Here is a 26,278-nt window from a genome sequence, read left to right as displayed (position 1 = left end):
GATCGCGAACAGGATGCGCCGGCGGGCTCAATCGCCTGATCGACTGCCAAGATCCGCGGACAGCGCCGCATAGATGTACTCGCTGCCCCAGCGATCCCCGTCGAGGTCGTTCTCGACCAGGTGCGCCTCCCGGCGCATCCCGAGGCGCTCACAGACCCGCACAGACCCGGTGTTCTCCACATCCAGCCGTGCGTAGAGCCGGTGCACGCCCAGCGCGTCGAAGGCAAACCCGGCCAGCGCCGCGGCCGCCTCGGTCGCGTAGCCGTGCCCCTGGTGACCTGGGTCGAGAGTCCAGCCGATCTCGGCCTGGGCGGCGCGGGCATCGGCCAGGGTGAGGCTCACCTCTCCAAGGACGCCGGGCTCATCGCGTCGGCAGACAGCGAGCGCCAGCTTGTCCCCGTCGGCGCACCAGGCCGTCTGCGCCGCACGCTCGGCGGCAACCTGCTCGCTGCGCTCACGCGTGTGCGCCGGCCGGTACAAGTAGCGCGCCACGCTCGGCAGGCTCTGGTAGGCGTACAGGTCATCGGCGTCGCCGGGAGTGAACAGACGCAGCGACAACCGGGGCGTGGTCAGCGGCAGCAGCGAGGCGACGTCCATGCGGACCTCCGGGACGCGGATGTGGATCAAGTTGCGGACGGATTGTCGCATCACGACTGCCCGGCGGCCTCGCCTTTTCTAGAGCAGCGCTCGGCAGCCGCACTTCACCACGACGCGCGGCATTCCAGGAGTTGTTTAGCTCCTGGAGGCGAACGTGTCGCATCCCCGGGTGAGTGACCTGGTCTTCCACCCTTCGGACAACCTCAAGTGCGTCTGCGGAGCAGATCGTCAATGAGGCTCTGAAGTCCCGCCCGATCGCGCTGTGAGCTTTGTGGCAGATCAGCCGGCCGCGGCCTGCTGTTCGGCGCGGGCGCGGGTGGTGGCGAGGCGGTAGGAGTCGGTGCCGGTCTCGATGATGTTGCCGCCGGAGGTGAGACGGTCGACGATGGCAGCATCCGCTTCACCGTGTGCCGCTGCTTGCGCGGCGCGTCGAGGTCCGCCCGCAGCATCTCGTCGATCAACGGCTTTGAACGGATCCAGTCGCGTCGCCCTCGGCGGAAGCGGCTTCCGCGGCTCCGGCCACGCCGACGACAACGCCTTCTGCACTGTCAGGACCCCGACGCCGTACTTCCGCTGCAGAGCGCGGTTCGAGAGCCCCTGACGCGAGTCACGGCGGATTGCCGCGTACAGGTCGACCTTGGACTTCGGCAGCACCCCGGACCCCTTCGTCGTGCAGAGCACAACCATGGTCTCGAAGCAAGCACCCAGGTGCTCTCAAAACTCCACCGGTCTGGTGTCCATCCGGCTCAAGAAAGCCCGCTCAGCCGGTGTCGACTTCACCCGCTACGCCGCTGCCGGTGAAACCCACGAGCAGGGCCAAGCGTAGCGAGCCGGCCGGGTCAACCCTCGGCGCGCTCCCTCTGGATCTTCTGCATCTTGCGGGCCATGTCGACTTGCGCACGGATCACCGTGTCGAACAGGGCCTCCGGATCGCCGTTGGGGCCGGCGCTCGCAGCCAGCAGCGAGGCGACGTGGTAGGCGAGGACAGTGACCATGTCGGCCGTCCCCACCGGGCCGCGGACCTCGATCAGCTTGCGCACGGCATCGTCGATGCGGTCCATGGCCTCCTCACCCTGGAGGAACAAGCCGAGCCGCTCGGCGAGGAACATGCGAACGACCGCCACACCGTCGGCCAGGGCGGTGTCCACGTTGAAGTCGACGCGGGCCTTCTCCGACTCCTTGAGCACGGCCGGAATCGTGTACGTCCGCTGCTCTGGGATGAGGCCCTCCTTTCGCCACTTCGCGTACGGGATGGGGCCGGCGGCGTCACGGCGTGCACGGTGTTCGTTGGTCGGGCGGCCGCCCGCGGTGCGGCAGGCCCGCTCTGCGGTCGCCTTGCAGGTCGGGCATTCGACATGGCGCTTCCACGAGCGCACGAGATCCATCTCGGCATTGGAGCGGAGGTGTCGTCGCCACTCGCCGCCCCACGGGATGCTCTGCGGTCCGTTCTCCACGCCCATTACCCCCTGGGTTCGGTGGTGTGTGCCGTCGTCGGTGCCGTGATGATGACCGTACCTGCGGTGGCGCCCCTCAGCGGTCGATCGGGGGAATGCGGTCCAGACCGCTCTCGGAGAGGATCTGTTGGACCGTGTCGTCCAGGGTGCTGGCCGCGTCGATGACGGTCTCCAGGCCGTTGAGGAGCAGGTCTTTCTCTCGGTACCAGTCGCGTAGGTGTCCCTCGTTGACGTGCGCGAGGTATTCGGCGTCTGGTTTCGTCGCGTGGCGGAGCACCGTCTCCTCGAAGGGCACGTGGAGGTAGTAGCACCGTGTGACGCCCTGGTGGGCGCGCACCAGGTCCTGGAGCATCGTGCCGTAGCGGTCGGCGTACAGGATGCCTTCGACGGCGACGTGGAAGCCATGGTCCAGGGCGTAGCGGGCGGTGAGTTCGATCAGGCCGATGTTGGCGCCGCCGGGCTGGTCGCGTTCGCGTAGCACGATGCGGCGCAGGTTGTCCTGGGCGACGATGGCGAGGTTGCGGCCGAACTTCTCGCGCAAGCCGGACGCGACGGAGGACTTGCCCGAGGCGCTGTTGCCTCGGAGCACGATCAGGCGCGTGTCGCTGGTCCCCACTGTGCCGTGCGCGGCCTCGGTCATGCGCGGCGCGGCTCACCTGGATGCGGTTCTCGTGGAAGTGCTCCCAGTCCATGACCAGGCGGAAGCGGCGGTGGGCCTCCAGGCGCTCAGCGTCGGCCGGCTCCTCGCCGCGCTGGACGCGGGCGTCGCCGGATTTCACGAGTTCCGCGAGAGCGAGTCGGACGTCGTCGGCGTCCTGGCCCGTGGCTGCCGCCAGCCGGTCCAGGGAGGTGAGAGTCTCTGCCGGTGCACTCAGATCGTTGACCAGGTGGTCGATGAGGGTGTCGAGGAGCGGGCCGGTGCGCAGGGTCCAGCGGATCCCGTCGAGGCGCTCGGTGAGTTCGGGGTCCAGGGGCAGTAGGTCTCCGGGCAGTGGCAGCACGGCGGGCATGGACCATCGGGTGCCGTCCGGCGTCTCTTCGCGGGTGGCCAGGCCCCACGTCAGGTAGAGCTCGGACAGGTCCCGCACGGTGGTGGGCACCGGGAAGCCGGCTGTCGTCAGCATGGTGCTCAACTGCTCCCAGCGGGCCCGCGTGGAGCCGGCCGAGGCCCTGGCCGGGCCGGAGCTGGAGGCCGACCACCGCCGGAGTCGGCGACGGCCGTTGCCGAGGCCCCGGTGGCGGGACCGGTGTTGCCGCACTGGCGGGTGGGCCTGACGTTGGAGGTGCTCGCTCCGGACTACCAGCGGCTGGGGGGCGGGCTGGAGGCGGAGGCGGGCGGGTCCGGGCTGCGGGCGCGGGAGTTGGCCGGGCGGCTGGGCCTGGAAGCGGGGCCGGCGAAGGTCGAGGGGGTGCGGTCGAAGGGGAAGCGGCTGGTGGAGCGGGGCTGGCTGGCCGAGAGACGCCCGGGGTGTTCACGCCGGGGCGGGCTGCCGGGTGACGTTTCGGCTCCGGTGGCGGGCGAGGCGGCGTCCCGTGAGCATGGTCATCGACCACAGGACGGCGGCTTCGCTGCTTTCGGGCCGGGTCTCGTAGGCCCGGGCAAGGCGCCGTGAGCGCATCAGCCAGCTCAGCGTCCTCTCCACCACCCACCTGCGTGGATGCACCACGAACCGCTCATGTCGTCGGTGCGTTTGACGATCTGAAGGGTGAGCCGCCCAGGACGTCCCCTTGGCCCGCACTTCCTTTCGCACGACCGTCTCCAATGGTGCGACGCCAGGGGAGAAGGCCGGATTCCGGGATTATGTGACGTCCGGGTCCGTCAGACGAGGTGGATCGTGAAGCGCCTCACGACCTTGGGGGTGGTGGCGATCGTGTCGGAGTGGACCCAGCCGCGAGCCTTCTTGTACTCCCCGGTGCCGCCGGTGATCGCGCTGTCGAAGGGACCCTGGTCGAGGTAGTTGAAGTACACCCCCTGCGTGGTGAGCTGGCCGCCCGGGAGGGTGTAGGTCACGACGCACTGCTCCGCTTCATCGGCGCCGCCCCGGGTGGTGGTGCAGGTGCCGTGGGTCTCGCCGACCTTGTTGTGCGCCTCGTCGAAGAGGTCCGAGCGGACGACGACTTGATCGCCCTGCGAGACGCTGCCGGGGGTGACGGGGAAGCGGGTCAGCTGCTGCACCTCGGCCAGGAGTGTGATGGTCCGGGCCTTATCCCTGGCCTGGTCGGAACCGGTGTCCGTCGCGGCGGCCGCGACGGGGGTGCAGGCGAGGAGGGTGACCAGCGTGGCCGTGCCGAGGCCGGCCGCTCTGATGGGGCGCATCATGCGACTCCTGAGTTTGATGTCCGGTAATGACTGGATGACGAACTTCCACCCGATTTCGTTCGACTCCCTTCATAACGTCGACTCCGCCGCGCCGCGGAGCACCCCCGCACGAACCACCGGCACATCCAGCCGGTCGGACCAAAGTCAGGCGGCGGAGCTCAGCACGAAGGCGAACGGCAGCTCCAGCGCCATTGGTGCGCACGGTCCGGCACTCACGCTGACGCGCCGGGCTGGGGTGGTCACGGGGAGCAGACCCAAACGCGGCTCGCGCAGTCAGAGCCTGTCCGGGCTGGGCTGGGCTGGGCTGGGCTGGGCTGGGCTGGGCATGTTGGCGCCGAGGCGGGGGGGTGCCGGCGATCCTGTCCCAGCGTTTCGGGTCTAAGTGTGGCCTGCTGCTGGCGTTCGCCGCGGACGCTGCCGCGCCCTACCGGAGTGTGCGGGCCGCGCACGACTCGCCCCTGGCGGCGCTGCACGCTGTCGCCGAGGAATTCGCCGGCCACATGTCCACCTCCGAGGAGACGGCCAATCACCTCGGCATGCTCCAACTCGACCTGGCCGATCCCGAGTTCCACGTCCATGCCGCCGCGCACAGCCGCGCGGTGGACGCCGCATTGCAAGAGCTGCTCACCGCCGTCTGGCTGCGCGCGGTGGCCGCTGAGACAGTGCCCGCGACCGGTCGGGATGCCGAAGGCGAGTTGTCTCCGGACACCTGGTTCGTCGAGCCGGTCCTGGGCTTCAGCCTCGCCGATCGGAGCGAGGGCATGGCGGTGATTCGCGTTCACCTGTCCTTGGAGGCAGCACCTCCATGGCAGCAGGGTGCTGAGAGCGTGGGCATTCACCAGTACCGCCGTGGAGGTACGGACGGATACGGATGCGCTGCTTCACGCCGCTGAGCAGTGGGCTCTTGCTCTGGCCTCCTTCCCGCCCCGCTGACCGGCATCGTGCGACAGCGGCCGTCACGAAATATCCGCCACAGCCGTGAAATCGGCCAGTACTGCTTTCGTTCCCCCGCTCGGCTGCCGTCGGCAAACGACGGCCAGGGCTCGGGCGGGTGCGCAGGGGGCTACTTCGGCGGATGTGCGGCAGCGGCCTTCTGCCCCAGTTGCAGCCAGTTGTCCAGGACGTGGTCGTCGAGGACTTCTCCTGCCACGATGACCCAGCCCTTCGAGATCCGGCCGCGGACCTCGAAGGGCCGCGCGCCGGGCTGGGCGAGGGCCTGCGGAATGTCGTCCGGGGCGGCCCGTACCAGCAGGTCGTCGCCGACCACGCCCACCGCCGTGTTTCCCCTCACCGTGAAGACGAGTCCGCCGAACATCTTCTTCGCGACGACCGCATCGCCCTCCTCCAGCAGCTCCCGGACCCGCTCCGCCAGCACCTCGTCATACGCCATGGCGCTCACGCTACTCATGTACCACGGCACCGGCCGCGAAGCCCCGCCCACAAGGCATATAGGAAAACCTTTGTCCTATATGGCCATTACGGTCTATTCCAGAGGGCGAAACCGCCCCGTCCGGCCCCACAAGAGGAGAAGACATGGTCGACGCACATGCCGACGACGCCGTGAGCGGCAAGGTCCTGTCGCACGCGATCTGGGCGGATGACGGAGGCGAGCTCGCCGAGTTCTACGCCGCCGCCCTGGGCACGCAGGTCTCCGAGCCGTACCGGGACGAGGACGGCAACCCGGCGGCCTTCCCCGTGTGGGTCGGCGGCATGATGTACGTCTTCTGGTCCGCCACGACGTTCAAGGCCCCCACCTGGCCCCAGGACGAACTCGCCTTCCACATGGACATCAGCTTCGACGACGTCGAGGCAGCGGAGAAGCGGCTCCTCGGGCTGGGCGCCACCAAGCCCGCCCACCAGCCGGGCGGGGACCACTGGACCGTCCTGCTCGACCCCTCCGGCCAGCCCTTCTGCATCAGCAGCACCCGCTGACACACCCGCTCACAGCAGCTGCTCTCACCAATACGGCGGCCCCCGGAGTGCACGCCCGCCCCGACCGGCGGAGAAAGGAACGGAGGGGCGCCCGGCGCATGCCGGCCCCTGCGCTCGCACCCTGGTGAAGGCCGCACCCCGATCATGGAGGATCCATGCCCTTCGCTCCTTGCCTGAGTGTCAAGGACACCGCGGCCAGCATCGCGTTCTACAAACAGCTCGGCTTCGACGTCGATTCCAGCACCGCCAAGCCCGGCGACGACATCCACATGCTGCTCTACCAGGGCGGCTTCTGCGCCATGCTCTACAGCAACGCCGACCTGAAGAACTGGCTGCCCGGCCTGGCCGACACCCCCATCGGCTTCGCCGGCATGTTCTACCTCGGCGTGGACGACTTCGACGGCGTCCACGACCGCATCTCCCGGCACGCGGAGATCATCAAGGACACCGACACCGACACCGACCACACGGGCCAGCGCATCTTCTACTTCCGCGACCCGGACGGCTACGTCATCGGCATCAACGACCAGGCCGCCCTCCAGGCCAGCGAACTCGGCAAGTACGCCTGACCAGGGATTCGGCTTCGGCTTCGGCTTCGGCTTCGGACAACACACGGAACCAGAGCCGTGAACAGCGACAAACTCGTGGTGCGCGGCCTCGCCGGCAACCGTCCCCGCTCATAGCTCGGGCACCCGAGCCGACGTGTCCTTACGAAGCGATCTCTGTTCGCTCATCACCATGAGTGGCCGTGTCGTCGCGGGGCACTGGGCGGCCCATCACCGAGCTCGGCGGCCGGCGGTCCGCAGGTTCAGCCGGCCGGCGGCGATGACCAGTCCTGCGAAGAGCACCGCTGCCGCGCCGAGCAGGGCGATCCCCTCGTCGAGGCCCGCACGGTCCACGTGCGGCGCTCGGGGAGGCACCCAGCCGGCCGGATCCACCAGGAGATCTTGGGTCCGGCCGACGTCGAAGGGGCCGAAGCAGCCCGCATACCCTTCGAGGACGGCGTGCGGCAGAGCCAGGCCGTCCTCGCGGCGCAGGTCGCACTTCCAACTGACCCGCCCGGTCCTGTCCTTGGAACTGTGGACGGCTGTCACCACCACTGGGGTGCGCACTCCCCGCAGGACCAGCACCTCGGCCCGGACCACCGGCACGGACCCGAACAGCAGGGCGATCTCCAGCGTGAGGGCCGGACCGATCAGCCACCAGGTGGGCCGTAGCCCGGCCACCACCCCAAGGCCGACGACGACCACCACGAATCCCGTGATCGCGCCGAGCGGGCCGTAGTCCGGATTGCTCGCGAGGGCTGCCAGGCCGATCAGGACGCACGGGGTGGCGATCGCGGTCGTCACGCTGACCCGCGTCACCATCCGGGACGACATCGCAGCGGTTCGCCTGTTACCGCGTGCCTTCCCGGCCGTTGCCCGACGGCCCGAATTCGCGGGAACCCGTCCACCACCGCGTGCGTTGCCCATTCCCCGCCCCCCACCGACGACCAGGACAGTCTGACGGACTCGCGAGGCGTAAACGGCGGCCGGGTCGGCTGATCTCGAGGCCGGGCCCGGAACGGGATCGACGCGGCTCAACCCGGCGACTGAACAGCTCAGCGGGTGACACGAAGTCGCTCCAGGTGAGTAAGGACTGCCACGTGAGGGACGTATCGACCGGCTGAACTTCGGGCCAGTGTCCAGGCAGTGCAGTGTCTGATGGCTCTTTGATGAGGTCGCGGAGCCAGATCACGATGGCTGCTGTGGCCAGGAGGTCGTTGAAGATGTAGTCGCGTTTGTCGTACCGAGTCGCGACGGCCCGGTGTTGTTTCAGCTTTCCGATGCAGCGTTCGATGGTGTTGCGCCGGCGGTACTGCTCGTGGTCGAAGGCGGGCGGGTGGCCGCCGGCCTGGCCGAGCCGACGGCGGTTTCGCACACTCGTCGTCCAGCTGGGCGTTCGTTGCTTCGATTCCGCGTTTGCGCAGGTAGACGCGGCTGGCGTACGCCTTGTCGCCGCGGGCCCGGTCCGGGCGGGTGCGGGGACGCCCGGCCCCTGTCCGGGCCACGTTCAGGGCCTGCATGAGGGGGAGGAACATCGGGCTGTCCCCGCGCCGGGCGAGCGAGGTCAGCCAGACCAGGGGCCGGCAGCGGTCATCCGCCAGCAGGTGGACCTTGCTGGTCAGCCCGCCCCGGGAGCGTCCGAGGGCCTCACGGCCCTCTGCGTCCACACGGGTCCCGCCCCTTTTAGGGGTGGCCCTTCGGGGCAGCGTGCCGGGCCCCGGCTGCCTGCTGGTGGGCCCGGCAGGTGGTGGAGTCGGCGTTGCCCGCCCACGAACGTCCGCGTCTGGGGCGGTGGAGTCGGCGCCTGCCTGCCACGCTCGCAGGATCTTCGACCAGGTCCCGTCGGCCGACCAGCGGCGATGGCGTTCGTAGACGGTCTGCCAGCAGCCGTAGCGCTCGGGCAGGTCAGGCCAGGGAATCCCGGTCCGTGTCCGGTAGAGCACACCGGTGACCACGGTCCGATGGCCGGCCCACCGCCCGCCTGGAGTGCCGGTCTCCGGCAGCAGCACGGCTATGCGCTCCCACTGAGCACTCGTCAGTTCAGGCGAAGCACGATGACCGACTCCTGCCCGGAACAGCACTAGTCGCGACCATGCTGGCGGTCTGCTCACCTGCCGGGCCACGCAGGCGTCCATTCAGGTTCCGCTGGGAGACGTCGTCACCTCCGCCTCCGCGCGACGTAGCCCCCAGGTCTTCGGCCGCGTTCTGCACCATGGCGTACTTCTGGTCGCCGACCTTCACGTAGTACGTCATCAGTCGTCCTCCTCCACGATGCCGCCGACGGCTGGCACGGCTTGGCGGCGTGGCAGGGGCTGGCCGGGCTCGGGGGTCCACGGCCGGCCCCTTGTGCATCCAGCGTGCCCGCGGGCGGAATCGCCCGCGCGGCCAGGTGAGCACGCCGGGCAGTCGTCCGAGCCTTCAACACCGATTGGTACGGTCGGCGGTCGGGCGCACCACCAGCGTCCCCCTGCCCACGCCCGTCTCGTCCACCAGGAGCGGGACATCGATCCGCTGCCCGCGAGTACCGGCAGGCTTGCACGAGCCAGCGATCGTGTGCCTGGCAGGTGGAGCGGTGACCCGGTCTCGCCACGCTGGATGGGGCCGGGACGACCGCCGCTCGATGGAGGTGAGGAGGTCCCCTGCTACAGCACGGCAGCCGCCCGATATCCAGCCGGATGCCTCAAGAGCGACATCCGTACCCGATTCCTCCAAGAGGGCCGCAGATGGCGGCCGTCCCCTGGACCTCCAAGCCGCGGACATGCCGCTGCCCCGCCCCAACGAGCGGGGAGGGCGGGCCGACGGCAGGCGTTCTCCTCGTCACTCCACGACAACCAAGATCACAACTCACACGAGGCGCAGACCAGGCACATCCCACCCAATCCTCGCTGGACACCAACCAGCGCCACCAAGTCACCCATTCACAGCTGGCATGATCGGCAGCTATGGAGCAATGGTTCGTTCAAGCAGGTCACGGCGTGCGGTTCGATTGGGGCCCTGCCGGTGCATCCGTCCTCGCCAAGGAGGTCGCATGCCTTGTCGTCGTTGACGTGTTGTCGTTCACCACCTCGGTCACAGTCGCGGTCGAGGCGGGAGTGAGGGTATTCCCCTATCGCTGGCGCGATGAGACCGCTGCAGTATTTGCGGACCGGATGAACGCCACTCTGGCGGTGGGGCGGAGCACGGCCACGGAGGCGTCACCATGGTCGCTGTCGCCTGCTGCGTTGCGGCGTTCTCCCTTCACCCCGCGCCTGGTGCTTCCCTCACCGAACGGCTCCACCATCGCCGCGGCTGCGGGAGACTGTGTCGTCGTCGCGGGATCGCTGCGGAACGCAACCGCCGTGGGACAGTGGGTTGCAGGACAAGGCTTCGGCACGGTGGAGCGGCCTGTTGCCGTGATCGCCTCGGGCGAGCGCTGGCCTGACGGCAGTATGAGGCCCGCGCTTGAGGATCTTCTCGGTGCCGGTGCAGTGATCGCCTCACTGCGTGACAGCGGCAAAGACCGGCTTTCACCAGAGGCCGCGGTGGCGGCGGCCGCCTTCGAGGGCATCGAGGATGTCGGTGGCGCTGTCACGGGCTGCGCATCTGGGCGGGAGCTTGTGGACTTGGGTTACGCCGATGACGTCGCCATCGCGACGGAACTAAACGCTTGCAAGGTGATCCCCGTTCTCACTGACGGAGCATTTGCGTCTGCAAAGGAGCTCTGTCCCGGTGGGGGTGTGAGGTAAGGCGGCAGGTGACGGAGTCAGCCATCCATGTGGGGGTGTCAGGATCCGCTCGCGGAATGGGATGTGCTGGTCGGGCGAGGCGGTGATGGCAAGTAACGCCGACGGCTTGGGAGGAGCAGATCCAACGGAGCGTCAGTGGCTCCGCTGCGCCACACCACCACCGCCAGCAGCCCCACCTCCAGGCCTGGAGCGACACGTGGGGACCCGCCGCCGGAGGTAGCGTGGCGCCGCCCGACGCACTCGCCGACCGGGAGCGCAGTGCAGTGCAGGTGACGACAAGCCGTGAAGTCGTCCGCGCAGCCCTCTGCCGCGCGCTCGTAGGGTAGGCACCTGTGCAGGTGGTACCGGCGTCGACGCCGTCGCCCGGAACGTCGCCGAACGCGACGCCGGCGGCCACCGCAGGACGTGACACCCTCATGTGCGGCTGGTGGCAGCGCTGTCACCACCAGACGCACGGGAGCGGTGTAGGACCGGGACCGCCGGTCAGGCAGAGGCTCCGCCGTCGATGACCAGGTCGCTGCCGACCACAGAAGCGGCATCCGGCGAGGCCAGATACAGCACGGCTGCCGCGACCTCCTCGGTGGAGGAGACCCGCCCCAGCGGCAACGCGCCCTTCATCCGGACGGCGCGGTCGGCGTCGGTCTCGCCCGGCCACAGCGACATGGTGGTGGCGACCGGACCGGGGCTGACCGCGTTGATGCGGATCCCGTCGGGGATGTGGTCCAGTGCGGCGGCCCGGGTCAGGGCGGAGACGGCCGCCTTGGTGGCGATGTAGCCGGCCACGCCCGGGATGCGGCTGTGCGCGCCGAGGTTGGAGGAGATGTTGACGATCGCGCCGCCGGCGGGCTGGTCGCGCATCTGGGCGATTTGGGCCTGGAGGCCGAGGAGAACACCGGTGACGTTGACGTCGAGCAGGGTGCGCCAGTCCTCCTCGGGGAGGTCGGCTACGGGGGCGCCGCCCCGGAAGACGCCCGCGTTGTTGACGGCGACGTCAAGGCTGCCGAAGTGTTCGACGGTGCGGCGAACGAGGGCCCTGACGTCCTCGGAGCGGCTCACGTCCGCGGTGACGGCTGCTGCCGTACCACCCTCCTTCTCGATCAGGGCTACCGTCTGGTCGAGCGAGTCGGAGGTACGTCCGGCCGCGACCACCGAGGCCCCTTCGGCGGCGAAGGCGAGAGCGATGGCCCGGCCGATGCCGGAACCTGCGCCGGTGACGAGGGCGGTCTTACCGGTGAAGCGTGCTGTCATGGTGATGACTCCCTTGGTCGGTAATCGGTTATCTGGAGCGGGTGTTGAGGAATGCGGCGGCGAAGAAGGCAATTGCCGTCGCGGCGAGTGACGTGGTGTCGGAGCCGGCGGTGAGCAGGGCGGCAAGGACGACGGTGGGGCCGAGTTCCATCGCGGTGTTCATGACGCCGCCCGCGAGTCCGGTCTGCTGCGGCTCCACCCCGTCTGTCGCGAGGACAGCAGCTCCCGCGAAGCCGGCGGCTGCGCCGGCCGGCAGCAGGAGCAGGCCGGGGAGAAGCCCGTACGCGTATGGGTCGTTTGGTGCCAGGCCGGTGATCGCGAGCAGCGCGAGGCCCGTCGCGGCGACCGCGAGCCCGGAGGTGGTGACGGCCGACGCCCCGTGCCTGGTGATGAGGGTGCCTGCCACACGGCCCGAGACGAGCAGGGCCACCGCGAAGGGCACGAAGGCAGCGGAGGTCTGCAGCGCCGACCAGCCGCGGTCCTGCTGAAGATGGAGTGAGAGCAGGACGAACGTCGTGGCGGTTCCGGCGGCGGTGAGAGCGATGGCGGCGAGCGCGAGGGCCCGGCGGCGGTCGCGGAGGAATTCGAGCGGAAGTAGCGGGTCGTGGGCGCGGCGCTCGGCGATGAGGAATCCGAGGAGGAGCGCGACCCCGGTGAGCAAGGGGGTCAGGACGGCTGCTGATCCCCAGGGGTGAGCGTCGGTGAGGACGAGGCCGTAGCCTGCCAGGGTGATCGCGGTGGTGGCGAGCAGCGCACCCGGCAGATCCAGGGAGCGGCCCGTGCCTGCCGGGGTTTCGGGCAGCAGCCGCGGGGCGAGGGTGAGGGCGAGGGTGGCCACCGCCACCGGGACGCCCAAGGCCAGCCGCCAGGACACGAGCGCCGAAATGACCCCGGAGAGCAGGTTCCCTGCGGTCGCGCCGAGTACCGAGAGGCCGCCCCAGGTGGCCATTGCCCGTCCGTATGCAGCGGGTTGGGGGAAGACCGCGCGCAGTACGGCCATGGCGGCGGGTGCGGTGAGCGCGGCGCCGGCACCTTGCGCGAAGCGGGCGGCGAGCAGGGTCTGTGGACTCGGGGCGAGCAGGGCGGCGACGGACGCTGTGGTGAACACGAGCAGCCCCGCGGTGAGGGCGCGACGCCCGCCGAACCGGTCGGCGACGCGGCCGCCGAAGAGCAACAGTCCGGAGAAGGTCAGCCCGTAGGCGGCGCTGAGGAGAATCAAGTCGTCGCGATCGAGCGAGAATTCGCGGCCGATCCGGGGCAGTGGCACGACGAGCGAGGTGAGGGTGAAGATCAGCGCCATCTGTACGGTGCCGAGCAGCGCGAAGGCAGGGCCGGGCGCAGGCCCGGGCGCATTTCCGGGCGCATTTCCGGGCGAGGTGGCTACGGTCGTGGTGTTCCAGCTCTGCATGCCGGACATTTCTCCCCCCTAATATTTGACTGAACGTTCCAGAATTTGACCATGAAGCCACCTCCCCGGGGGAGGTTTTGTTCAGTCCAGCAGCCTCAATGCCTGCTCGGCGGCATCCCGCACCCGGCGCGGGTCGTCCGACGCCTTGCCGACCACCCGCAGGCCTTGCATCAGCACCAACAGCATCCGTGCGAGCCCACGCGGATCGCGGTCCGCAGGCAGCTCACCCTGTGCCTGGGCCCGCATCAGCGCCGAGTGCAGCAGGGTTTCGATGTGGCCCCAGCTCGCCTCGACTCGGCGTGCCGCCGCCGTGTCGTGCGCGCCCAGCTCGGCGGCCGTGTTGGTGACGAAGCACCCTTTCAAACGCCGGTCGTCGGAGATCGCCTCGGCCGCGAAGCGCCGCACCACCGTACGCACGGCGGGCAGTGCGGGACCCGGCTGGGACAGTTCACCCAGCAGGCCCGAGTCGCGGTTCTCGCTGTACCGGTCCAGCGCCTTCAGGTACAGCTCGCGCTTGTTGCCGAAGGTGGCGTAGATGCTGGCGCGCCCGATGCCGAGGTGTTCGACGAGGTCCGCCATCGACGTCGCCTCGTAGCCGCGCCGCCAGAACAGCTCCAGAGCTGACTGCAGTGCGGCGTCCGGGTCGAATTCCTTGGTTCTGGCCACGTTCGAACTGTAGGCGATAGTGAAACGATCGGTCAAATATTTTCTGGTGAATCGCGTCCCTCGGAGAGGGCTCGGCGACCGGCTCCACGACGACTCGTGGGTGTCGAACAGCATCGTCGGTCGGTTCGCGACGGCATCGGCGAGCCGGTCGGCCGGCGGGCCGTGTCGGGGCCGCGGCCGTCGTCCCGAAGCTCGAGAACCACCGCGACGACCTCCCGAACGTCGCGGTCGGCTGCGGCGGCGAGCTCCACCAGCCGGGTGCCGGGCGGCCTCCTCCATGCCTGACCCGTGGTGCGGGATCGGCATCAATGTCCGGTCGTCACCGGTCCGGACGCCGGCGCGGGGGCCTGGCAGCGGGGTGCGAAGAAGACGGTCAGGCCGCGTGCCGGCGCCCGGAGCGCCGTGGCGTTGGCCAGGGAGAAGGCAAGTACGACACCGTAGGAAGCTTGGCCCCCCGTCGGAGAAACCCCAGGTCACAGTACATGAGGGCGGAATTCGCGCACGCGCTACACCACCGCCCCCTTAGCCCCGCAACCCTCCCCGATGTGACCTGCGACTCCGCTGTCCTGTGACAGCGAAGCTTGAGCTTGTGCCATCGAAGTTTGGCTGATCGCAGCCCGAGGACAGGGCGCGGGTCACAGAGAGCAGCCGCTGGAAAGAGTGATTCGAGCGTCGGAGCTCGGGACAGCGTGAGATCGCCTGTCATCGCACCACCCTGATGAGGACCTGCCGTACACGAGCCCAAGCAAGGCGGGTACGGGCCCTCGAGCGCTCATCCGGACAGTTCTGCCCGCCATTGCCGGGGCCACTGCCCAGACGGCGGCGGAGCGCCGTTGATTCCGAGGTCACGCCGCGCGCTCTCATAGAAGGCGTCACGCGCCGCACTTGTCAGGCGATGGACCTTGATCCACTTCTCCGCGTCGACCGGCCCTTCCCGTATGAGCAGCTCGATAGTCCAGATCATCTCGTGCCAGCGCCGGGCCGCCGCGATGGTCGCTGCGTCCCCGACGAGCAGGACGGACTCCCACTCCGTTGCGCGGCGGGACTCCGCGTCGGCGAGCAAAGGCAGACCCTCGGCCGGCGGCAACGGATCGACCACGTCCGCGAATCCGAGGGCGGCGCCGATGCGTTGGGCCAGGCGGAGCTGGGCCTTGAGGGCATTGGCGTAGGCGCTGTATGTCTCGAAGCGCTTCTCGTCCCACCTCTCCTCCCGCTGCCGCGTCCACTTCCGGCGTTCGGTCAAGCTCTGCGCGGCATACGAGCCAAGCGAACCAACCACGACGCCTATCAGGGCAGGAAGTTGATCCACTAGCTCCATAGTCACTCCCCGACCAGTTTTCCGATGCCACAGGCTCACTGCTCTGCGGCCCAGACCTCTGTTCTGTGAGATGCCGACGGGTTTGTTTCTCTCACACCGGTGCCGGATGGCGGCCAAACTGTGGTGACACTAACCGCCAGTGGTCAGACTTCGCTGGCATTCAGTCAAGATTCGATGACACAGGGCATCCGCCCCACGGGTGAGCCGGGCCGCGTCAGGCTCGCCCCAGAATTCGAACGTGCTAACTAGAGTGATGTCCTCCGCACCACCGCCGGGAGCCCACGATTGTGACTGAGCGCTTCACTTGGCGGATGAGCGTCCGACTTGGCGGCCCTGAGCGCTTCGGTTGGCGAACGAGCGGCGGCCAGTGCGGTCGTGGCGATGGCCGCGCTCCTCTTGTCGAGGTGGCGGCTGGTGCGCCGCGGGCGTGGAGGAGGGAGAGCCTGCACGGCTCGTCGTCAGCGGCGTCGGGCACATCCGTCACGGGGATCGCACGGCCCCCCGGCCGGGGGCCGTGCGATGGAGCTCAGGGGAGGAAGGTCACTGCCGGGAAGGCCGGGGACGGCCCGTCGAGGAGGTGGCTCCGGCGGTGGCGCAGGTGCTCGTCGAAGAACGCGAGGGGGAACGCCTGCTGGATCCTCACCGCCTGGCCGGGATCGAGGGCGCCGATCACCTGCTCGAGTTGCTCCGCGCTCCATCCCTTCACCTTCGCCACCTGCGGGAAGAGCGCCTCGTTGTCGCCGTACGAGAGGTGGACGGCGCCCTGGGCCTGGATGTCCAGCCGCCAGCCGCGCAGGTGCGACCAGAACGCGGCGGCCGCGGGGTTCGCGGCCCGGGCGAACTGGGCGGACATCATCATGAAGGGCCGGTCCAGGTCTCCGGTCAGTGGCGGGTTCATCTGCATCGGGCCGTCGAGACTGAGCCCCGCCCGGATTCGCCGGTCGGCGAGCATGGCGCAGGCCGTGGCCGTCCCGCCCTTCGACCAGCCGAACGCGCCCGTGCGCCGCGGGTCGAGGGAGCCGAGCAGCCCGGCCGGCAGTTCCTTGCGGTCGACATCCGGATTGCGCCCGGCGGCCAGCTGCTCCACGCAGTCGAGGAGGAAGCGCAGGTCGGCGGCGAAGTCCGCGGGCAGTGTCGGCGCCTGCTGGTCGTACAGCGGGACGGCGATCCTGCCGTCGGGGAACGCGGTGTACGTGTCGTACTGGTGGGCCACCGTCACCACGGCGTATCCGTGGCTGGCGAGCTCTTGGACCATGACGGTGTGGTCGCCCTGGTGGCTGTGCGCGCCGTGGGAGAACACGGCCACGGGCAGCCGCCGCCCGCCCGTACGCAGCACCGGAGCGCCCACGCGGCCGGCGGTGAGCGGCGCCAGGGGGACCAGATCTGCGAACCCTACGTCGGAGAGGAACGCCTGGAGTGCGCCGGCTGGCATCCAGGGCGCCACGGGGTACCGCTCGGCGTCGCGGGCGGGGTACCAGACGGTGGCCATCAGCTCGCGGAAGTGGCCCGGGCCGGCGAGGCCGTCCGGGCGCGAACGGTCGACGAGGTGCAGCGCGACCGTTCCCACCGGATGCGGGCCGGTCGGCACGGGCAGCGTGAGGCGGGCGGGGGCTGGGGCGGGGGTGCCCGGGGCTGCCCATGCGGGGGCGGTGGCGGCGGCGAGCGGTATGGCGGCCCCGGCGGCCAGTGCGGCTCCCAGCATGCTGCGGCGCGTCATGCCGTTCCCGCTGATCGGCGTGGTGAACAAGGGCCCTCCCCTGGTGGCGGATCGTCAACTGTGCCGTCACGCCTGTCCGTGGGCACGAGGGGACCCTGTCACGTACCCGTCATAGACGTCATCGGCCCAGGGGTTTACGCCCTGCGGCCGATGCGGTCGGCGCTGCCGGGGTGCTCAGGCGAGGTGGGCGGTGATGAGTTCGGCCCAGGAGCGGATGAAGGACGGGTAGTCGGCGGCGAACTCGTCGAGTGCCTTGGCCGCGGCCGGGGTGAGGGGTGTCATGTCGTAGGTGACTGTCACCTCGCTGCCGGTCGCGGTTTGGGTCGCGGTCTCGGTCTCGGCGGTCTCGGTCTCGGTCGCGGTCGCGGTCTCGGTCTCGGTCAGGGCCTCATCCAGCGTGCCGAGCGAGCGGGAGTTCGTACCGAACTCCGCACCCGGCTGGCCGTCGGCCTCCCCGCGGGGACGGCGCTGGCCGTCTACCGGATCGTGCAGGAGGCTCTGACGAACGTGGTCAAGCACGCCGGCGGCGGAACGCACTGCCAGGTGACGATCACAGTCGGCTCACGAGGAGACGTGCGAATCGAGGTGGCGGACGACGGAGCCGGGAACCCGGCCGCGACCGACCGGGTGGAACTCAGGGGTGGTCATGGACTCGTGGGGATGCGCGAACGCGTGATGGTGTACGGCGGGACGTTGGCCGCCGGGCCACGGCCCGGCGGCGGGTTCGCCGTGTCGGCTCGTCTCCCGCCCGGACCCACTCACTGCACGGCTGCGAACTGGAAGGAGAAGACCGCGTGACCGAACCGATCCGGGTACCGTCGCCGACGACCAGTCCCTGCTCCGAGGCAGCTTCCGGGTGCTCATCGACACCGCCCCCGGCCTGACAGCGGTGGGCGAGGCCGGCACCGGAGCCGAAGCTGTCGAGGGTGCACAGCGGCTCTGCCCGGACGTGGTGCTGATGGACATCAGGATGCCCGGCATGGATGGCATCGAAGCGACACGGCGCATAGCCGGATCCCCCGGGACAGCCGGGAGACGCGTTCTCATCCTCACCACCTTCGACCTCGACGGGTACGTGTACGGCGCGTTGCGTGCGGGGGCAGCGGGATTCCTCCTCAAGGACACATCTCCCGAGGTGCTGCTGGCAGGCATCCGCACTGTCGCCGCCGGAGAGTCCCTTCTCCCCCCTTCGGTGACCCGACGCCTGATCGCCGAGTTCGCCCGTCTTCCCTATGCGCACCATGCGCCGGGCTCCTCGCTTGAGGACCTCACGGAGCGCGAGCGTGAGGTCCTGGTGCTCGTGGCACGTGGCCTCTCCAACGCCGACATTTCCGAATACCTCCACCTCAGCAACGGCACCGTCAAGACCTACATCGGTCGGCTGCTCAGCAAGCTGCGAGCACGGGACCGCGCGCAGCTGGTGATCAGCGCCTACGAGTCAGGGCTCGTCAGCGCCGCTCATCTACCGGCACCCCGACGAGGTCGGTGAGGGGCGTGGGTGGCCCGGCGGTGCTGTGGCCGGGCCACCTGCCGGTCAGGGGGGACAGCAAGTGGAGGCGAGCTCAGCGCGTGCAGCGGCACCCGAGCCCGCGCCGGGCAGACGGCCGAGGCGAGCTGAATCCTCCGCGTCTGCCGCGCCTGCGGCGGGGCAGGGCGGACGCACGGCCGGGCTCTGGGCCGGCCGTGAGATCCTGTCCACCATGTTCCAGAGCCAGCGCAGACGGCAGGCGATAGCCGGCGTCGAGACCCACGTTCGGGGCTTCTTCGCCGGCCATGCGGTCACCGTCGATGACTTTGACCTTGGCTTTGGCCGAAGGGCAGCCGTCCCGGGGCTGAGGATCCTCACCGTCAGCCCTGGGCCGCGCGCCGACAGCTGGGCCTATGTCACCGCCGGCTGCTGGTCCACGGCCGAGAGCAACGGCCACGGCCTCGAATTCGTCCTGACCGCACCCGCCCGTGACGACCGGTTCGCCGATCTCCTCGCCATGACCGCGTACTACCACGCGAGCCACCGCCTCGATCTCGGGCACAGCCTGCCCATCGGAGAGCCGTGGCTGGCCGGGTCCCCTTGCGACCACCTGCTGGTCAGCCTCCCCTACCTCCACGGCCCCGGCCTGGAGCAGTGCCCCCTGCCGGACGGCCATGCCCGTATCCTCTGGGTCCTGCCGGTTACCCCGGCGGAGATGGCATACCGCCGCGAGCACGGCCACGAAGCCCTTGAGCAGCTCTTCGACGAGCAGGCGTTCGTCCCGACCGATCCACTGCGTCCATCCGTAGCCTGAACCTCCCCAGCGGAGCCTGGCCTCAGGGGCCCGGAAGACCTCGAGCGCCGTAGGTAGTCCAGCAGGGCCGCCAGCAGGGGCGGGCTGTCGAGGTCAGGCGTCTGGGCGGTCACTGTCAGTGCTGGGTGCGACGCTGGCGTCGACGGGCGGCACCGGGCCGCCTGGGCGACGGGAGGTTCTCGGGTGTCTGTGGAGGGGCGGCTATGGCCTTGGAGACCGAAGCTGGTTTCGCAGGTATCGAACGGGGCGGGTGGTCCTATGCGGCGGCTGTCGGCGTAGGGCCGCTGCGGTTCGGTATGACCGTCAGCGAAGTGATCGAGGCGGCTGAGGTGCTTGGCCCGGCGAAGGTCGGGGACTGTCCTCGGCAGCACGCGGTCTTCTCGCCGACGTGGAAGGTCGACATCCACCGTCGCGGGGACGCTTCTTCTGCGCCTGCCGTCACGGCCTATGTGAGCCGGGATGCGGGGCTGTTCGGCGTTGCGGCCGATGCCGTGCAGGGTCCACCGGTCGCGTACGCCGGCGTCCCGCTGGTCGGGAGGGACATGGCCGAGCTGGAGAGCGACATGATCGGGTATGCCGAGGCGAATGACGTGCAGTTTCCCTACACACCCGACGGCTACGCAGGACCGGACGATCCCGGGATCGTCGTGCGGGCGCAACTGGTCGGGGACGGCCTCCGATCGCGTCCGGTGTTCATGGTGCCGCGCGACGGCGCATGGACGGAATGGGACTCGTTGCCGTCCGAGGAATACGCCTACCTGGTGACCGGACTACCGTCGGCATCGACCTGATACGTGGTTCTGTCGCCGTATCTGGAGTGCCGTACTCGTGGGTGAGTGCGGCGAGTCGCTCGGTCGGGCCGGCTGCCGGGGACTGCGGCCTCGTCAGGTGGTGGGGCGGTGGTAGTCGGGGAGGCGGATCGGTTCCGTGGATCGGTTCCGTGCGGGTGTGTTCCGGGGCGTTGGCGGCCAGTGTGTCGAGGATGTCCTGGGTGGGGGCCGGCAGGAAGAAGCGTTCGGCGCCCTCGCGGCCCAGGGCCTGGTGTTCGGTGATGTAGGGGCGCATCTGCTGCTCGCAGGCGGCGAAGGCGGCCGTGTGGTCGTCTTCGTGCACTAGGACGGTTGGGTGGTGGGCCGGTGCGTGTCGGCCGTGGTGCAGGTGGGGCGGGTGCGGGTGGTGTAGGAGCGGGCGGCCACGAGGAGGGCGAGGCCCAGGCCCGCGAAGGCCAGGCCGCCGAACTCGACCATCCAGGTGATCCCCGAGCTGGTGGTGAACGGCGCGGACGGCTTGATCGCGGGCAGCACGCCGGTGGCGATGAGCGGGGCCAGGACGACGAGGACGGCGCCGTACATGGTCAGGGGGATGCCGGTCAGCCAGGCCGGGATCAGGGGCAGCAGGCGCGGGACCCGGCGTCCGGCCAGGAACACGGTCCAGCGGGGGAACACCTGGCCCCACGGGTGGAGGAGCCCCAGCAGCAGGAAGACCCCCAGCGCCGCAGCCAGCACCGTGACGTCGATCCCCACCGACGCGGCCGCCCGCGCCGGGCCCGACGCGCCGGCGGTCACCGTCCGCTGCCAGTCCTCGGCCGCGACACCCAGGGCGTCGCCGCCCAGCAGCCATATGGTCTTGGCCCCGGCCCACGGCAGCAGCCCGCACATGAGCAGGTAGGCCGCGGCGCGGGTCCGCTTCGACGCCCGGGAGACGGCCGGGTGGACGAGCGGGCTGTCGCCCGGGCCGGGGTGCGGGCGTCCGCAGCGCGGGCAGTCGCCGCGCAGGCGGCGGCGGTGGGAGAGCGTGACGAGGAACAGCAGTGCGGCGCCTGTCGTGTTGAGGAGTACCTGGGCCAGACCGGTGGCGCTCTCGACACCCGAGAGGGTCATCAGGGTCACGAAGTAGACGGGCAGTCCGTTCGTTCCCACGATGAACACCGCGAGCGTGACCATCAGCGCCGTCGCCACCACGGCCCGGCCGGGGCCGGTGAGTGTCCGGGTGGTGGCCAGGCAGGCCGCGCCGGCCAGGAGGGCGAGGGCCGCCAGGAGGAGCTGGGCCGCCGGGGCGTACGAGGCGTGCGCCTTCCACGGCACGGTGGTGCCGGCCGCCGCCCAGGTGATCTCGGCGGCGGCGTAGAGCACGGCCCACAGGGCCGCCGCCCGGGGCGCCCAGGCAGGCCACGTCCGGCTTGCCGCGGGCGGCCTGGGGGGTGCGTTGACCTCCGGGTCCGCTGGAACCACCACCATGACCGTGACCTCCGTAGAGCGTGTTCGACGACGCTGCAAGGCTCCTCGTCAGCCGGGCCGGGTACATCCGTCACGCGGATCATCCGGCCTCCCCCGGGCGGGGGAGGCCGGATCGCGGACGCGGGTCCGGGCGAGGTGGTCGGTCGTTCAGGGGTGGGCGGGCTGGGGTGCGGGCGTGGGGGGCGGGGTGGGGCGGGAGGGGCGGCGGGTCAGGAGGTGGGGGAGGGTGGACGCCGCCAGGTAGAGGGCGCCGATCAGGAGCCAGCCCAGGGGGGCGAGGGAGGACAGGGCCAGGGTCACCGCGAGGGGGCCGCAGGCGCGGACGAGCTGGGTGCCCAGGCTCCAGACCCCCTGGTACTCGCCGGGCCGGGCGGGGTCGGCCAGGTCGTACGACAGGCCCCAGGAACCGGCCGACTGGAGCAGCTCGGTGAGGGTCAGCAGGACGACCGCGCCGAGCAGGACCGCCACCGACCAGGCCGGGCCGAGCGTGCCGGAGGCCGCGAAGAGGGCGGACGCGGCCAGGAGGCAGTAGCCCCCCTTGCGCAGGGCGCGGGCCGCCGAGCCGACGTCGGTGACACCGCGTCCCACCCGGATCTGGAGGCCGATCGCCACCAGCACGTTGGTGAACAGCAGCACGGACGTCGTCCAGGCGGGGGCGCCGGTGTGGCCCGTGACCCACAGCGGCATGCCGATCTCCAGCAGTTCCATGTGCATGATGAGCAGTCCGTTGAGGAGCGACAGGGCCACGTACGGGGGGTCGTGCAGGACTCCCTTCCGGCCGGGGGCGGCGGCGGGCTCCGGGGCCGAGGGTCCCGCGCCGGGGGCGGTGGCACTGAGGACGGCGCTGGGGATGGCGGCGCCCGGTACGACGCGGGGGGCGGCAGCACGGGTCTCCGGGAGGCGGGTGGCGATCAGCGCGACGGCCAGCACGCTGACCGCGCCGGCGCCGATCAGCGCCCGGAAGGCGTACGGGCCGTCCAGGGCGAGGGCCAGGCCGAGGGCCGGGGTGCTCAGCGTGGCCCCGATGTTGCGCACGACGCGGTTGAAGGCGAGCGTCGCGACCCGGTTCCCGGGGGTGGTGACGGTGGCGAGGTATGCCTGGCGGACGGGGGCGACGCCGCTTTCGGCGAGGCCTGAGAGGCAGGCGACCACGAGGAAGGCCGGGTAGGAGCCGACCAGTTGGTAGCCGCCGAGGATCACGGCCCGCAGCAGGCTGAGTCCGATCAGCAGGCGGCGCTGCCCGATGCGGTCCCCGAGCCGGCCCGCGGGAAGTGCCGCGGCGAGGCCGGCGAGGGTGGCGGCCGACAGGCCACTGCCGACCTGGACGGCGCCCAGCCCCGCGACCTTGGTGAAGAAGAGCACCCCGCCGGCCAGCATGATGCCGGGCACGAGGGAGTCGAAGAACGTCAGGGTGGCATGGACCCGCAAGGGGCCGCGCGGAGGCAGGATCACGGGAACCACTGAAGTCCGGGGAGCCTTGCCCTTGTTAGGTTTTTAGGGCTGGGCTAAAACGAGGCGTGCTTGCGGGGAGCGTGCGAGGGGGGGTGGGCCGGTGATCGAGATCGTGCTGGGTGTGGACGACCTCGCGAGCATCCGGTTCGCCGTCTCGCCGCTCCAGGAGACCTGCCACAGCCTGTGGGCGCTGCGGGACCCCGGTGACTTCCCGCTGCACCTGCGCTGGCTGCGCCGGGTCAGGGGCCTGCTGCCGCAGCTGGACGGGGAGATCCTCGGGGCTCTGGTCAGCGAGCGGCGCTGGCTGCCCGACTTCATCACGCCTCGGCCGCGGGCACGGACGGCGGAGATGGCGCAGGAGCTCCGGGCCGTGCGGGCGACCGATCCGGCGACGGTGCGGCGCGACCTCGACGCCGCGTACCTGGGGCAGCCGATGCCGGACGTGCTCCACGGCGACGCGGAGGCGCTGCTGGACCGTATCGCCGACGCGCTGGAGGCGTACTGGCGGGCCGCGCTGGAGCCGTTCTGGCCGCGCATGCGCGGCGTGCTGGAGGCGGACGTCCTGTACCGGGCGCAGTTGCTCGCCGAGGGCGGGGCGGCGGCGCTCTTCGCCGGGCTGCACCCCAATGTGCGCTGGGAGTCGGGGGTGCTGCGGCTGCACCCGATGGGCACGGACAGCCGGGTGCAGCCGGGCGCCGGGCTGACGCTGTGCCCCACGCTGTTCGGGAGGAAGGCGACGGCGCCGATCGGGGAGGTGCCGCGGGTCGACTATCCCGCGCGGGGGGTCGCCACGCTGTGGGAGGCGGTGCGGCCGCCGGCCCCGGAGGCGCTGGCGGCACTGCTGGGACGGCCGAAGGCCGCGCTGCTCACCGCTTTGGAGACGCCGGAGTCCACGGGGGCGCTGGCCCGGCTGCTGGGGGTGACGCCGGGGGCCGTGTCGCAGCACCTGGGGGTGCTGGCGGCGTGCGGTCTGGTGACGCGGGCGCGGGCCGGCCGGAACGTGCTGTACGCGCGCAGCGAGCTCGGCGAGCGGCTCGCCGGGCGCGCGGACTGAGGCGCAACACCGAGGCGAACAAGTCGATGCTGGTGGGCGGCTTCATGGCGGTGTTCCTTCCCGCCGGGGGCCTGCGGGGCGGCGGGTCGTGGGCGCGGAGCGGTACGGGGTGGGTGGGGTGAGGCTAGGGAGGGGGCGGGGGCGACCAGGTGATGGTCGGGGGGCGGACTGCGGCGCAGAGGGGGTGGCCGTGGGCATCCGTCAGGCCGACGCGGGCGATCAGCAGGCCGCGGTCCAGCGCTGCTTCGGCCACCGACGGGTCCACCGCGTCCAGCATGAGCTTGGCCCGGCGGAACGTGGTGGTGGTGCCGGTGGCGTCGGTTCCGTTCCAAGTGAGGTAGATGAAGCGCTGTCCGGGGCGGCCCTGGATCCAGGAGCCGGTCAGGTCGACGCCCGCGGGGGCACGGCGCGCGGTGCAGTCCAGGGCCCAGGGTGCCGAGGGGGCGTCGCCGGGCTGGGGGGCGAGGAGTTGTCCGTCTCGTGCGCGGGGTTGCACGGCGACGTGGATGTCGCGGTATCCGGGGAACCCGGGGGCGGGCGCGCAGGTGCGGCCCGGCAGGTCGAACGCCTCGATCCGGATCTGCATGGGAACACTCTGCCGGCGGATGGATGGTGTGGCGGAGAGGGCAGGATTCGAACCTGCGTGGGTCCTGGTGGAACCCGAACGACCAGTGGCCGGTCCCCGATCAACCGCTCCGGGCACCTCTCCCTTGTGACCCGGGCCGGCGGGCTGCCCCGCTGCCCGGTCACGACAACCAGAATGCGTGAGGGGGCCTGACGGCGCGCTGACGGTGGCGGGCATCAGGCGGCGGGGGCAGGAGGGAGGGGGATCGTGTTCCAGGGAACAGGTCGCACTAATCGGGAGTGCAGCGGTCGCTGTTCTTCTTCATGAACTCGGATTTCTTGGCCGCTTTCGAACCCTTGCCGTCTCGGACAAGGACCTGCCCCGGTTTGAGGGCCACGAATTCGTCAGGTGTGAAGGAAATCTCGCCGCCCAGCCCCCGCCCCCTCACTCCGCCGACGAGAACCACCGTGTATTCTCGCCCGCCTTTGAGGTCGCTCAGCTCCGACTCGGCAACACTCCATCCTTTCGGTTTCGAGAAAAGCTCCACGCTGTCAAGTGGTCCCCCCATGGCATCGTTGACGAGCGACCAACGCTTGAAGCCGATGGTTCCTCCCGAGCTGGAGACTGATAACATCTGAGCGCTGTATTCCGGGCAAGGAGCGATCAGCACGCGGGCTCCCCCCGTATCCGTGCGCTCGACGGCAAGCAGCGCCTTGGGGGCGGGCGAGCATCCAACGGCCGTGGCAGCCATGATTGAACCCGCGGCTACGGTGGCCGCCGCACGCTTCTTGCTCCAGGACATTTTCACCTCGTTCAGAATTTCATTTCCTTGACGGGTAACACGGACGGTGCCGCGGTGCCAGGTCAGGAATCCTCCCCACCACATCTTTGACCGGAGACGAACTCAAACGCCAATTGGTTCGCGCCGTCTTCTTGGTGCCTGGCTGAACGGCCAGCAGAGCCGTGGAAGCGGGTGTGCAGTCAGGGTATGCAGCATGCAGGGGGCGGATTCATGAAATCCGCCCGGTCCATCGCTTTTTCGCTCCGGGTTCCGCCGAGAACCTCACCAGCGCCGTTGTCGGCACGCTCCACTGCCAACAAGGGCTGCGGCGCGGACGTGCATGCAGTTACCCCTGATGCCAGGAGCCCCCTCCGACCAGCCAGAATGCCCTCGACCACCCCCGAGAATTGGATCGCTTCATGGACCGAGACGTAGAGATTCCAACCGCACGGGGGCACTAATCGGGAGTGCAGCGGTCGCCGTTCTTTTTCATGAACTCGGATTTCTTGGCCACTTTCGAACCCTTGCCGTCTCGGACAAGAACCTGCCCGGCTTTGAGGGCCTCGAATTCGTCGGGCGTGAAGGAGATCTCGCCACCCAGCCCGCGACCCCTCACTCCGCCGACGAGAACCACCGTGTATTCTCCCCCGCCTTTGAGGTCGCTCAGTTCCGATCGAGTGACACTCCATCCCTGTGGCGCCGAAAAGAGTTCCACGCTGTCGAGCGGGCCGCCCATGGCATCGCTGATGAGGAACCAACGTTTATATCCGATGGTTCCCCCTGAGCTGAAGACGGAGAACATCTGAGCGGTGTACTCAGGGCAAGGTGCGACCAGTACGCGGGCCCGCCCCGTGTCCGTACGTTCGACTGCCACCAACGCCTTGGGGGCGGGCGTGCATCCAACAGCCGTAGCGGCCAGGATGAAAACCATGGCCACGGCCGCCGCCGGCCGCCTTTTCTTCAAGGACACTTCCACC

30 protein-coding genes, 1 tRNA gene and 2 pseudogenes are annotated in these 26,278 nt (G+C 70.0%); 10 read left to right on the top strand and 23 right to left on the bottom strand.

Features of this window, described 5'->3' with window-relative positions; genetic code table 11:
* Positions 1–27: 27 nt before the first annotated feature.
* The 7 genes and pseudogenes from BX286_RS35590 to BX286_RS35555 all read right to left on the bottom strand — a co-directional run bounded on the left by BX286_RS35590 (position 28) and on the right by BX286_RS35555 (position 4,368).
* Positions 28–597 (bottom strand): GNAT family N-acetyltransferase, encoded by a 570-nt coding sequence (locus tag BX286_RS35590; protein ID WP_121017916.1) that lies wholly within the window; start codon positions 595–597, stop codon positions 28–30.
* Between the two features lie 279 nt (positions 598–876).
* Positions 877–990: pseudogene (locus BX286_RS35585) on the bottom strand (AAA family ATPase); the annotation flags it as partial.
* 446 nt (positions 991–1,436) lie between these two features.
* A complete protein-coding gene (locus tag BX286_RS35575) occupies positions 1,437–1,982 on the bottom strand; it encodes a hypothetical protein (protein ID WP_261993689.1) in 546 nt (181 codons plus the stop codon).
* A 145-nt stretch (positions 1,983–2,127) separates the two neighbouring features.
* Positions 2,128–2,691: an AAA family ATPase gene (locus BX286_RS35570; RefSeq protein ID WP_100864901.1), complete on the bottom strand. Its 564-nt coding sequence runs from the start codon at positions 2,689–2,691 to the stop codon at positions 2,128–2,130.
* A gap of 73 nt (positions 2,692–2,764) precedes the next feature.
* Positions 2,765–3,175 (bottom strand): annotated as a pseudogene (locus BX286_RS37140) (DUF6042 family protein); the annotation flags it as partial.
* A gap of 348 nt (positions 3,176–3,523) precedes the next feature.
* Complete coding sequence (locus tag BX286_RS35560; protein ID WP_261993695.1) at positions 3,524–3,790, bottom strand: transposase; 267 nt, start codon at positions 3,788–3,790, stop codon at positions 3,524–3,526.
* Positions 3,791–3,870: 80 nt separating this feature from the next.
* The gene (locus BX286_RS35555) at positions 3,871–4,368 is read right to left on the bottom strand and encodes an allene oxide cyclase barrel-like domain-containing protein (RefSeq protein ID WP_237293415.1); all 498 of its coding nucleotides are present in this window, start codon (positions 4,366–4,368) and stop codon (positions 3,871–3,873) included.
* 350 nt (positions 4,369–4,718) lie between these two features.
* Here BX286_RS35555 and BX286_RS37770 point away from each other — a divergent pair, with 350 nt between their 5' ends.
* Positions 4,719–5,264 (top strand): hypothetical protein, encoded by a 546-nt coding sequence (locus BX286_RS37770; protein WP_261993688.1) that lies wholly within the window; start codon positions 4,719–4,721, stop codon positions 5,262–5,264.
* A gap of 170 nt (positions 5,265–5,434) precedes the next feature.
* On the opposite strand, the gene BX286_RS35540 is transcribed toward BX286_RS37770, so the two are convergent.
* On the bottom strand, positions 5,435–5,761 hold the full coding sequence (locus BX286_RS35540; protein WP_121017913.1) for a TfoX/Sxy family protein: 327 nt from the start codon (positions 5,759–5,761) through the stop codon (positions 5,435–5,437).
* Positions 5,762–5,904: 143 nt separating this feature from the next.
* On the opposite strand from BX286_RS35540, the gene BX286_RS35535 reads away from it, so the two are divergent.
* Positions 5,905–6,303, top strand: coding sequence for a VOC family protein (locus BX286_RS35535; protein WP_100864903.1), 399 nt, complete (start codon positions 5,905–5,907; stop codon positions 6,301–6,303).
* Positions 6,304–6,458: 155 nt separating this feature from the next.
* Complete coding sequence (locus BX286_RS35530; protein ID WP_121017912.1) at positions 6,459–6,872, top strand: VOC family protein; 414 nt, start codon at positions 6,459–6,461, stop codon at positions 6,870–6,872.
* 207 nt (positions 6,873–7,079) lie between these two features.
* Here the strand turns inward: BX286_RS35530 and BX286_RS35525 are convergent, their stop codons facing one another.
* The 3 genes from BX286_RS35525 to BX286_RS36895 all read right to left on the bottom strand — a co-directional run bounded on the left by BX286_RS35525 (position 7,080) and on the right by BX286_RS36895 (position 9,101).
* Positions 7,080–7,652, bottom strand: coding sequence for a hypothetical protein (locus BX286_RS35525; RefSeq protein ID WP_148710335.1), 573 nt, complete (start codon positions 7,650–7,652; stop codon positions 7,080–7,082).
* A 251-nt stretch (positions 7,653–7,903) separates the two neighbouring features.
* Positions 7,904–8,983 carry an IS5 family transposase gene (locus BX286_RS35520; protein WP_398898922.1) on the bottom strand — a complete coding sequence of 360 codons (1,080 nt, stop codon included), beginning with the start codon at positions 8,981–8,983 and terminating at the stop codon, positions 7,904–7,906.
* On the bottom strand, positions 8,889–9,101 hold the full coding sequence (locus BX286_RS36895) for a hypothetical protein (RefSeq protein WP_187344332.1): 213 nt from the start codon (positions 9,099–9,101) through the stop codon (positions 8,889–8,891). The genes BX286_RS35520 and BX286_RS36895 overlap by 95 nt, the downstream gene beginning before the upstream one ends.
* A gap of 689 nt (positions 9,102–9,790) precedes the next feature.
* Here BX286_RS36895 and BX286_RS35515 point away from each other — a divergent pair.
* Complete coding sequence (locus tag BX286_RS35515) at positions 9,791–10,573, top strand: 2-phosphosulfolactate phosphatase (protein WP_121017910.1); 783 nt, start codon at positions 9,791–9,793, stop codon at positions 10,571–10,573.
* A 483-nt stretch (positions 10,574–11,056) separates the two neighbouring features.
* On the opposite strand, the gene BX286_RS35510 is transcribed toward BX286_RS35515, so the two are convergent.
* The 6 genes from BX286_RS35510 to BX286_RS37765 form a co-directional block, all read right to left on the bottom strand.
* The gene (locus BX286_RS35510; RefSeq protein ID WP_121017909.1) at positions 11,057–11,821 is read right to left on the bottom strand and encodes an SDR family NAD(P)-dependent oxidoreductase; all 765 of its coding nucleotides are present in this window, start codon (positions 11,819–11,821) and stop codon (positions 11,057–11,059) included.
* 28 nt (positions 11,822–11,849) lie between these two features.
* A complete protein-coding gene (locus tag BX286_RS35505) occupies positions 11,850–13,238 on the bottom strand; it encodes an MFS transporter (protein ID WP_100864907.1) in 1,389 nt (462 codons plus the stop codon).
* A 72-nt stretch (positions 13,239–13,310) separates the two neighbouring features.
* Positions 13,311–13,895, bottom strand: coding sequence for a TetR/AcrR family transcriptional regulator (locus BX286_RS35500; RefSeq protein WP_079432202.1), 585 nt, complete (start codon positions 13,893–13,895; stop codon positions 13,311–13,313).
* A 772-nt stretch (positions 13,896–14,667) separates the two neighbouring features.
* Entirely contained in the window at positions 14,668–15,213 is a 546-nt protein-coding gene (locus BX286_RS35495) for a hypothetical protein (protein WP_237293417.1), read from the bottom strand.
* A gap of 526 nt (positions 15,214–15,739) precedes the next feature.
* On the bottom strand, positions 15,740–16,960 hold the full coding sequence (locus tag BX286_RS35490) for an acetylhydrolase (protein WP_100864909.1): 1,221 nt from the start codon (positions 16,958–16,960) through the stop codon (positions 15,740–15,742).
* Positions 16,961–17,104: 144 nt separating this feature from the next.
* Positions 17,105–17,449 carry a hypothetical protein gene (locus BX286_RS37765; protein WP_261993696.1) on the bottom strand — a complete coding sequence of 115 codons (345 nt, stop codon included), beginning with the start codon at positions 17,447–17,449 and terminating at the stop codon, positions 17,105–17,107.
* Between BX286_RS37765 and BX286_RS36890 the strand changes: the two genes are divergently transcribed.
* The 5 genes from BX286_RS36890 to BX286_RS36885 all read left to right on the top strand — a co-directional run bounded on the left by BX286_RS36890 (position 17,417) and on the right by BX286_RS36885 (position 20,328).
* Positions 17,417–17,728, top strand: coding sequence for an ATP-binding protein (locus BX286_RS36890; protein ID WP_315974791.1), 312 nt, complete (start codon positions 17,417–17,419; stop codon positions 17,726–17,728). The genes BX286_RS37765 and BX286_RS36890 overlap by 33 nt on opposite strands.
* A gap of 58 nt (positions 17,729–17,786) precedes the next feature.
* Positions 17,787–18,419 carry a response regulator transcription factor gene (locus BX286_RS35480; RefSeq protein WP_261993687.1) on the top strand — a complete coding sequence of 211 codons (633 nt, stop codon included), beginning with the start codon at positions 17,787–17,789 and terminating at the stop codon, positions 18,417–18,419.
* 211 nt (positions 18,420–18,630) lie between these two features.
* The gene (locus BX286_RS35475; protein WP_121017906.1) at positions 18,631–19,212 is read left to right on the top strand and encodes a suppressor of fused domain protein; all 582 of its coding nucleotides are present in this window, start codon (positions 18,631–18,633) and stop codon (positions 19,210–19,212) included.
* Positions 19,213–19,415: 203 nt separating this feature from the next.
* Positions 19,416–20,003, top strand: a complete 588-nt coding sequence (locus BX286_RS35470; RefSeq protein WP_121017905.1) for a hypothetical protein — start codon at positions 19,416–19,418, stop codon at positions 20,001–20,003.
* 136 nt (positions 20,004–20,139) lie between these two features.
* On the top strand, positions 20,140–20,328 hold the full coding sequence (locus BX286_RS36885; RefSeq protein WP_187344328.1) for a hypothetical protein: 189 nt from the start codon (positions 20,140–20,142) through the stop codon (positions 20,326–20,328).
* Here the strand turns inward: BX286_RS36885 and BX286_RS36880 are convergent.
* Entirely contained in the window at positions 20,325–21,449 is a 1,125-nt protein-coding gene (locus BX286_RS36880) for a hypothetical protein (RefSeq protein ID WP_187344327.1), read from the bottom strand. The two genes, BX286_RS36885 and BX286_RS36880, sit on opposite strands and share 4 nt — an antisense overlap.
* Positions 21,450–21,596: 147 nt before the next feature.
* On the bottom strand, positions 21,597–22,901 hold the full coding sequence (locus BX286_RS35460; protein WP_121017904.1) for an MFS transporter: 1,305 nt from the start codon (positions 22,899–22,901) through the stop codon (positions 21,597–21,599).
* A gap of 100 nt (positions 22,902–23,001) precedes the next feature.
* Here BX286_RS35460 and BX286_RS35455 point away from each other — a divergent pair, with 100 nt between their 5' ends.
* Complete coding sequence (locus BX286_RS35455; protein ID WP_121017903.1) at positions 23,002–23,955, top strand: ArsR family transcriptional regulator; 954 nt, start codon at positions 23,002–23,004, stop codon at positions 23,953–23,955.
* A gap of 124 nt (positions 23,956–24,079) precedes the next feature.
* On the opposite strand, the gene BX286_RS35450 is transcribed toward BX286_RS35455, so the two are convergent.
* From BX286_RS35450 to BX286_RS35445, 4 genes are all read right to left on the bottom strand, one after another.
* Positions 24,080–24,541, bottom strand: a complete 462-nt coding sequence (locus BX286_RS35450; RefSeq protein WP_121017902.1) for a DUF5990 family protein — start codon at positions 24,539–24,541, stop codon at positions 24,080–24,082.
* A 29-nt stretch (positions 24,542–24,570) separates the two neighbouring features.
* Positions 24,571–24,664: transfer RNA gene (locus BX286_RS36210), tRNA-OTHER, on the bottom strand.
* A 145-nt stretch (positions 24,665–24,809) separates the two neighbouring features.
* Positions 24,810–25,322, bottom strand: a complete 513-nt coding sequence (locus BX286_RS36205) for a hypothetical protein (protein WP_148710334.1) — start codon at positions 25,320–25,322, stop codon at positions 24,810–24,812.
* A 436-nt stretch (positions 25,323–25,758) separates the two neighbouring features.
* Positions 25,759–26,277, bottom strand: coding sequence for a hypothetical protein (locus BX286_RS35445; RefSeq protein ID WP_121017901.1), 519 nt, complete (start codon positions 26,275–26,277; stop codon positions 25,759–25,761).
* Position 26,278: the final 1 nt, after the last annotated feature.

The sequence above is a fragment of the Streptomyces sp. 3211.6 genome (assembly GCF_003634815.1).
GTDB lineage: Bacteria > Actinomycetota > Actinomycetes > Streptomycetales > Streptomycetaceae > Streptomyces > Streptomyces katrae_A.
Note: the sequence above shows the minus strand (reverse complement) of the source record. Positions and strands in the feature narration are given on the sequence as shown.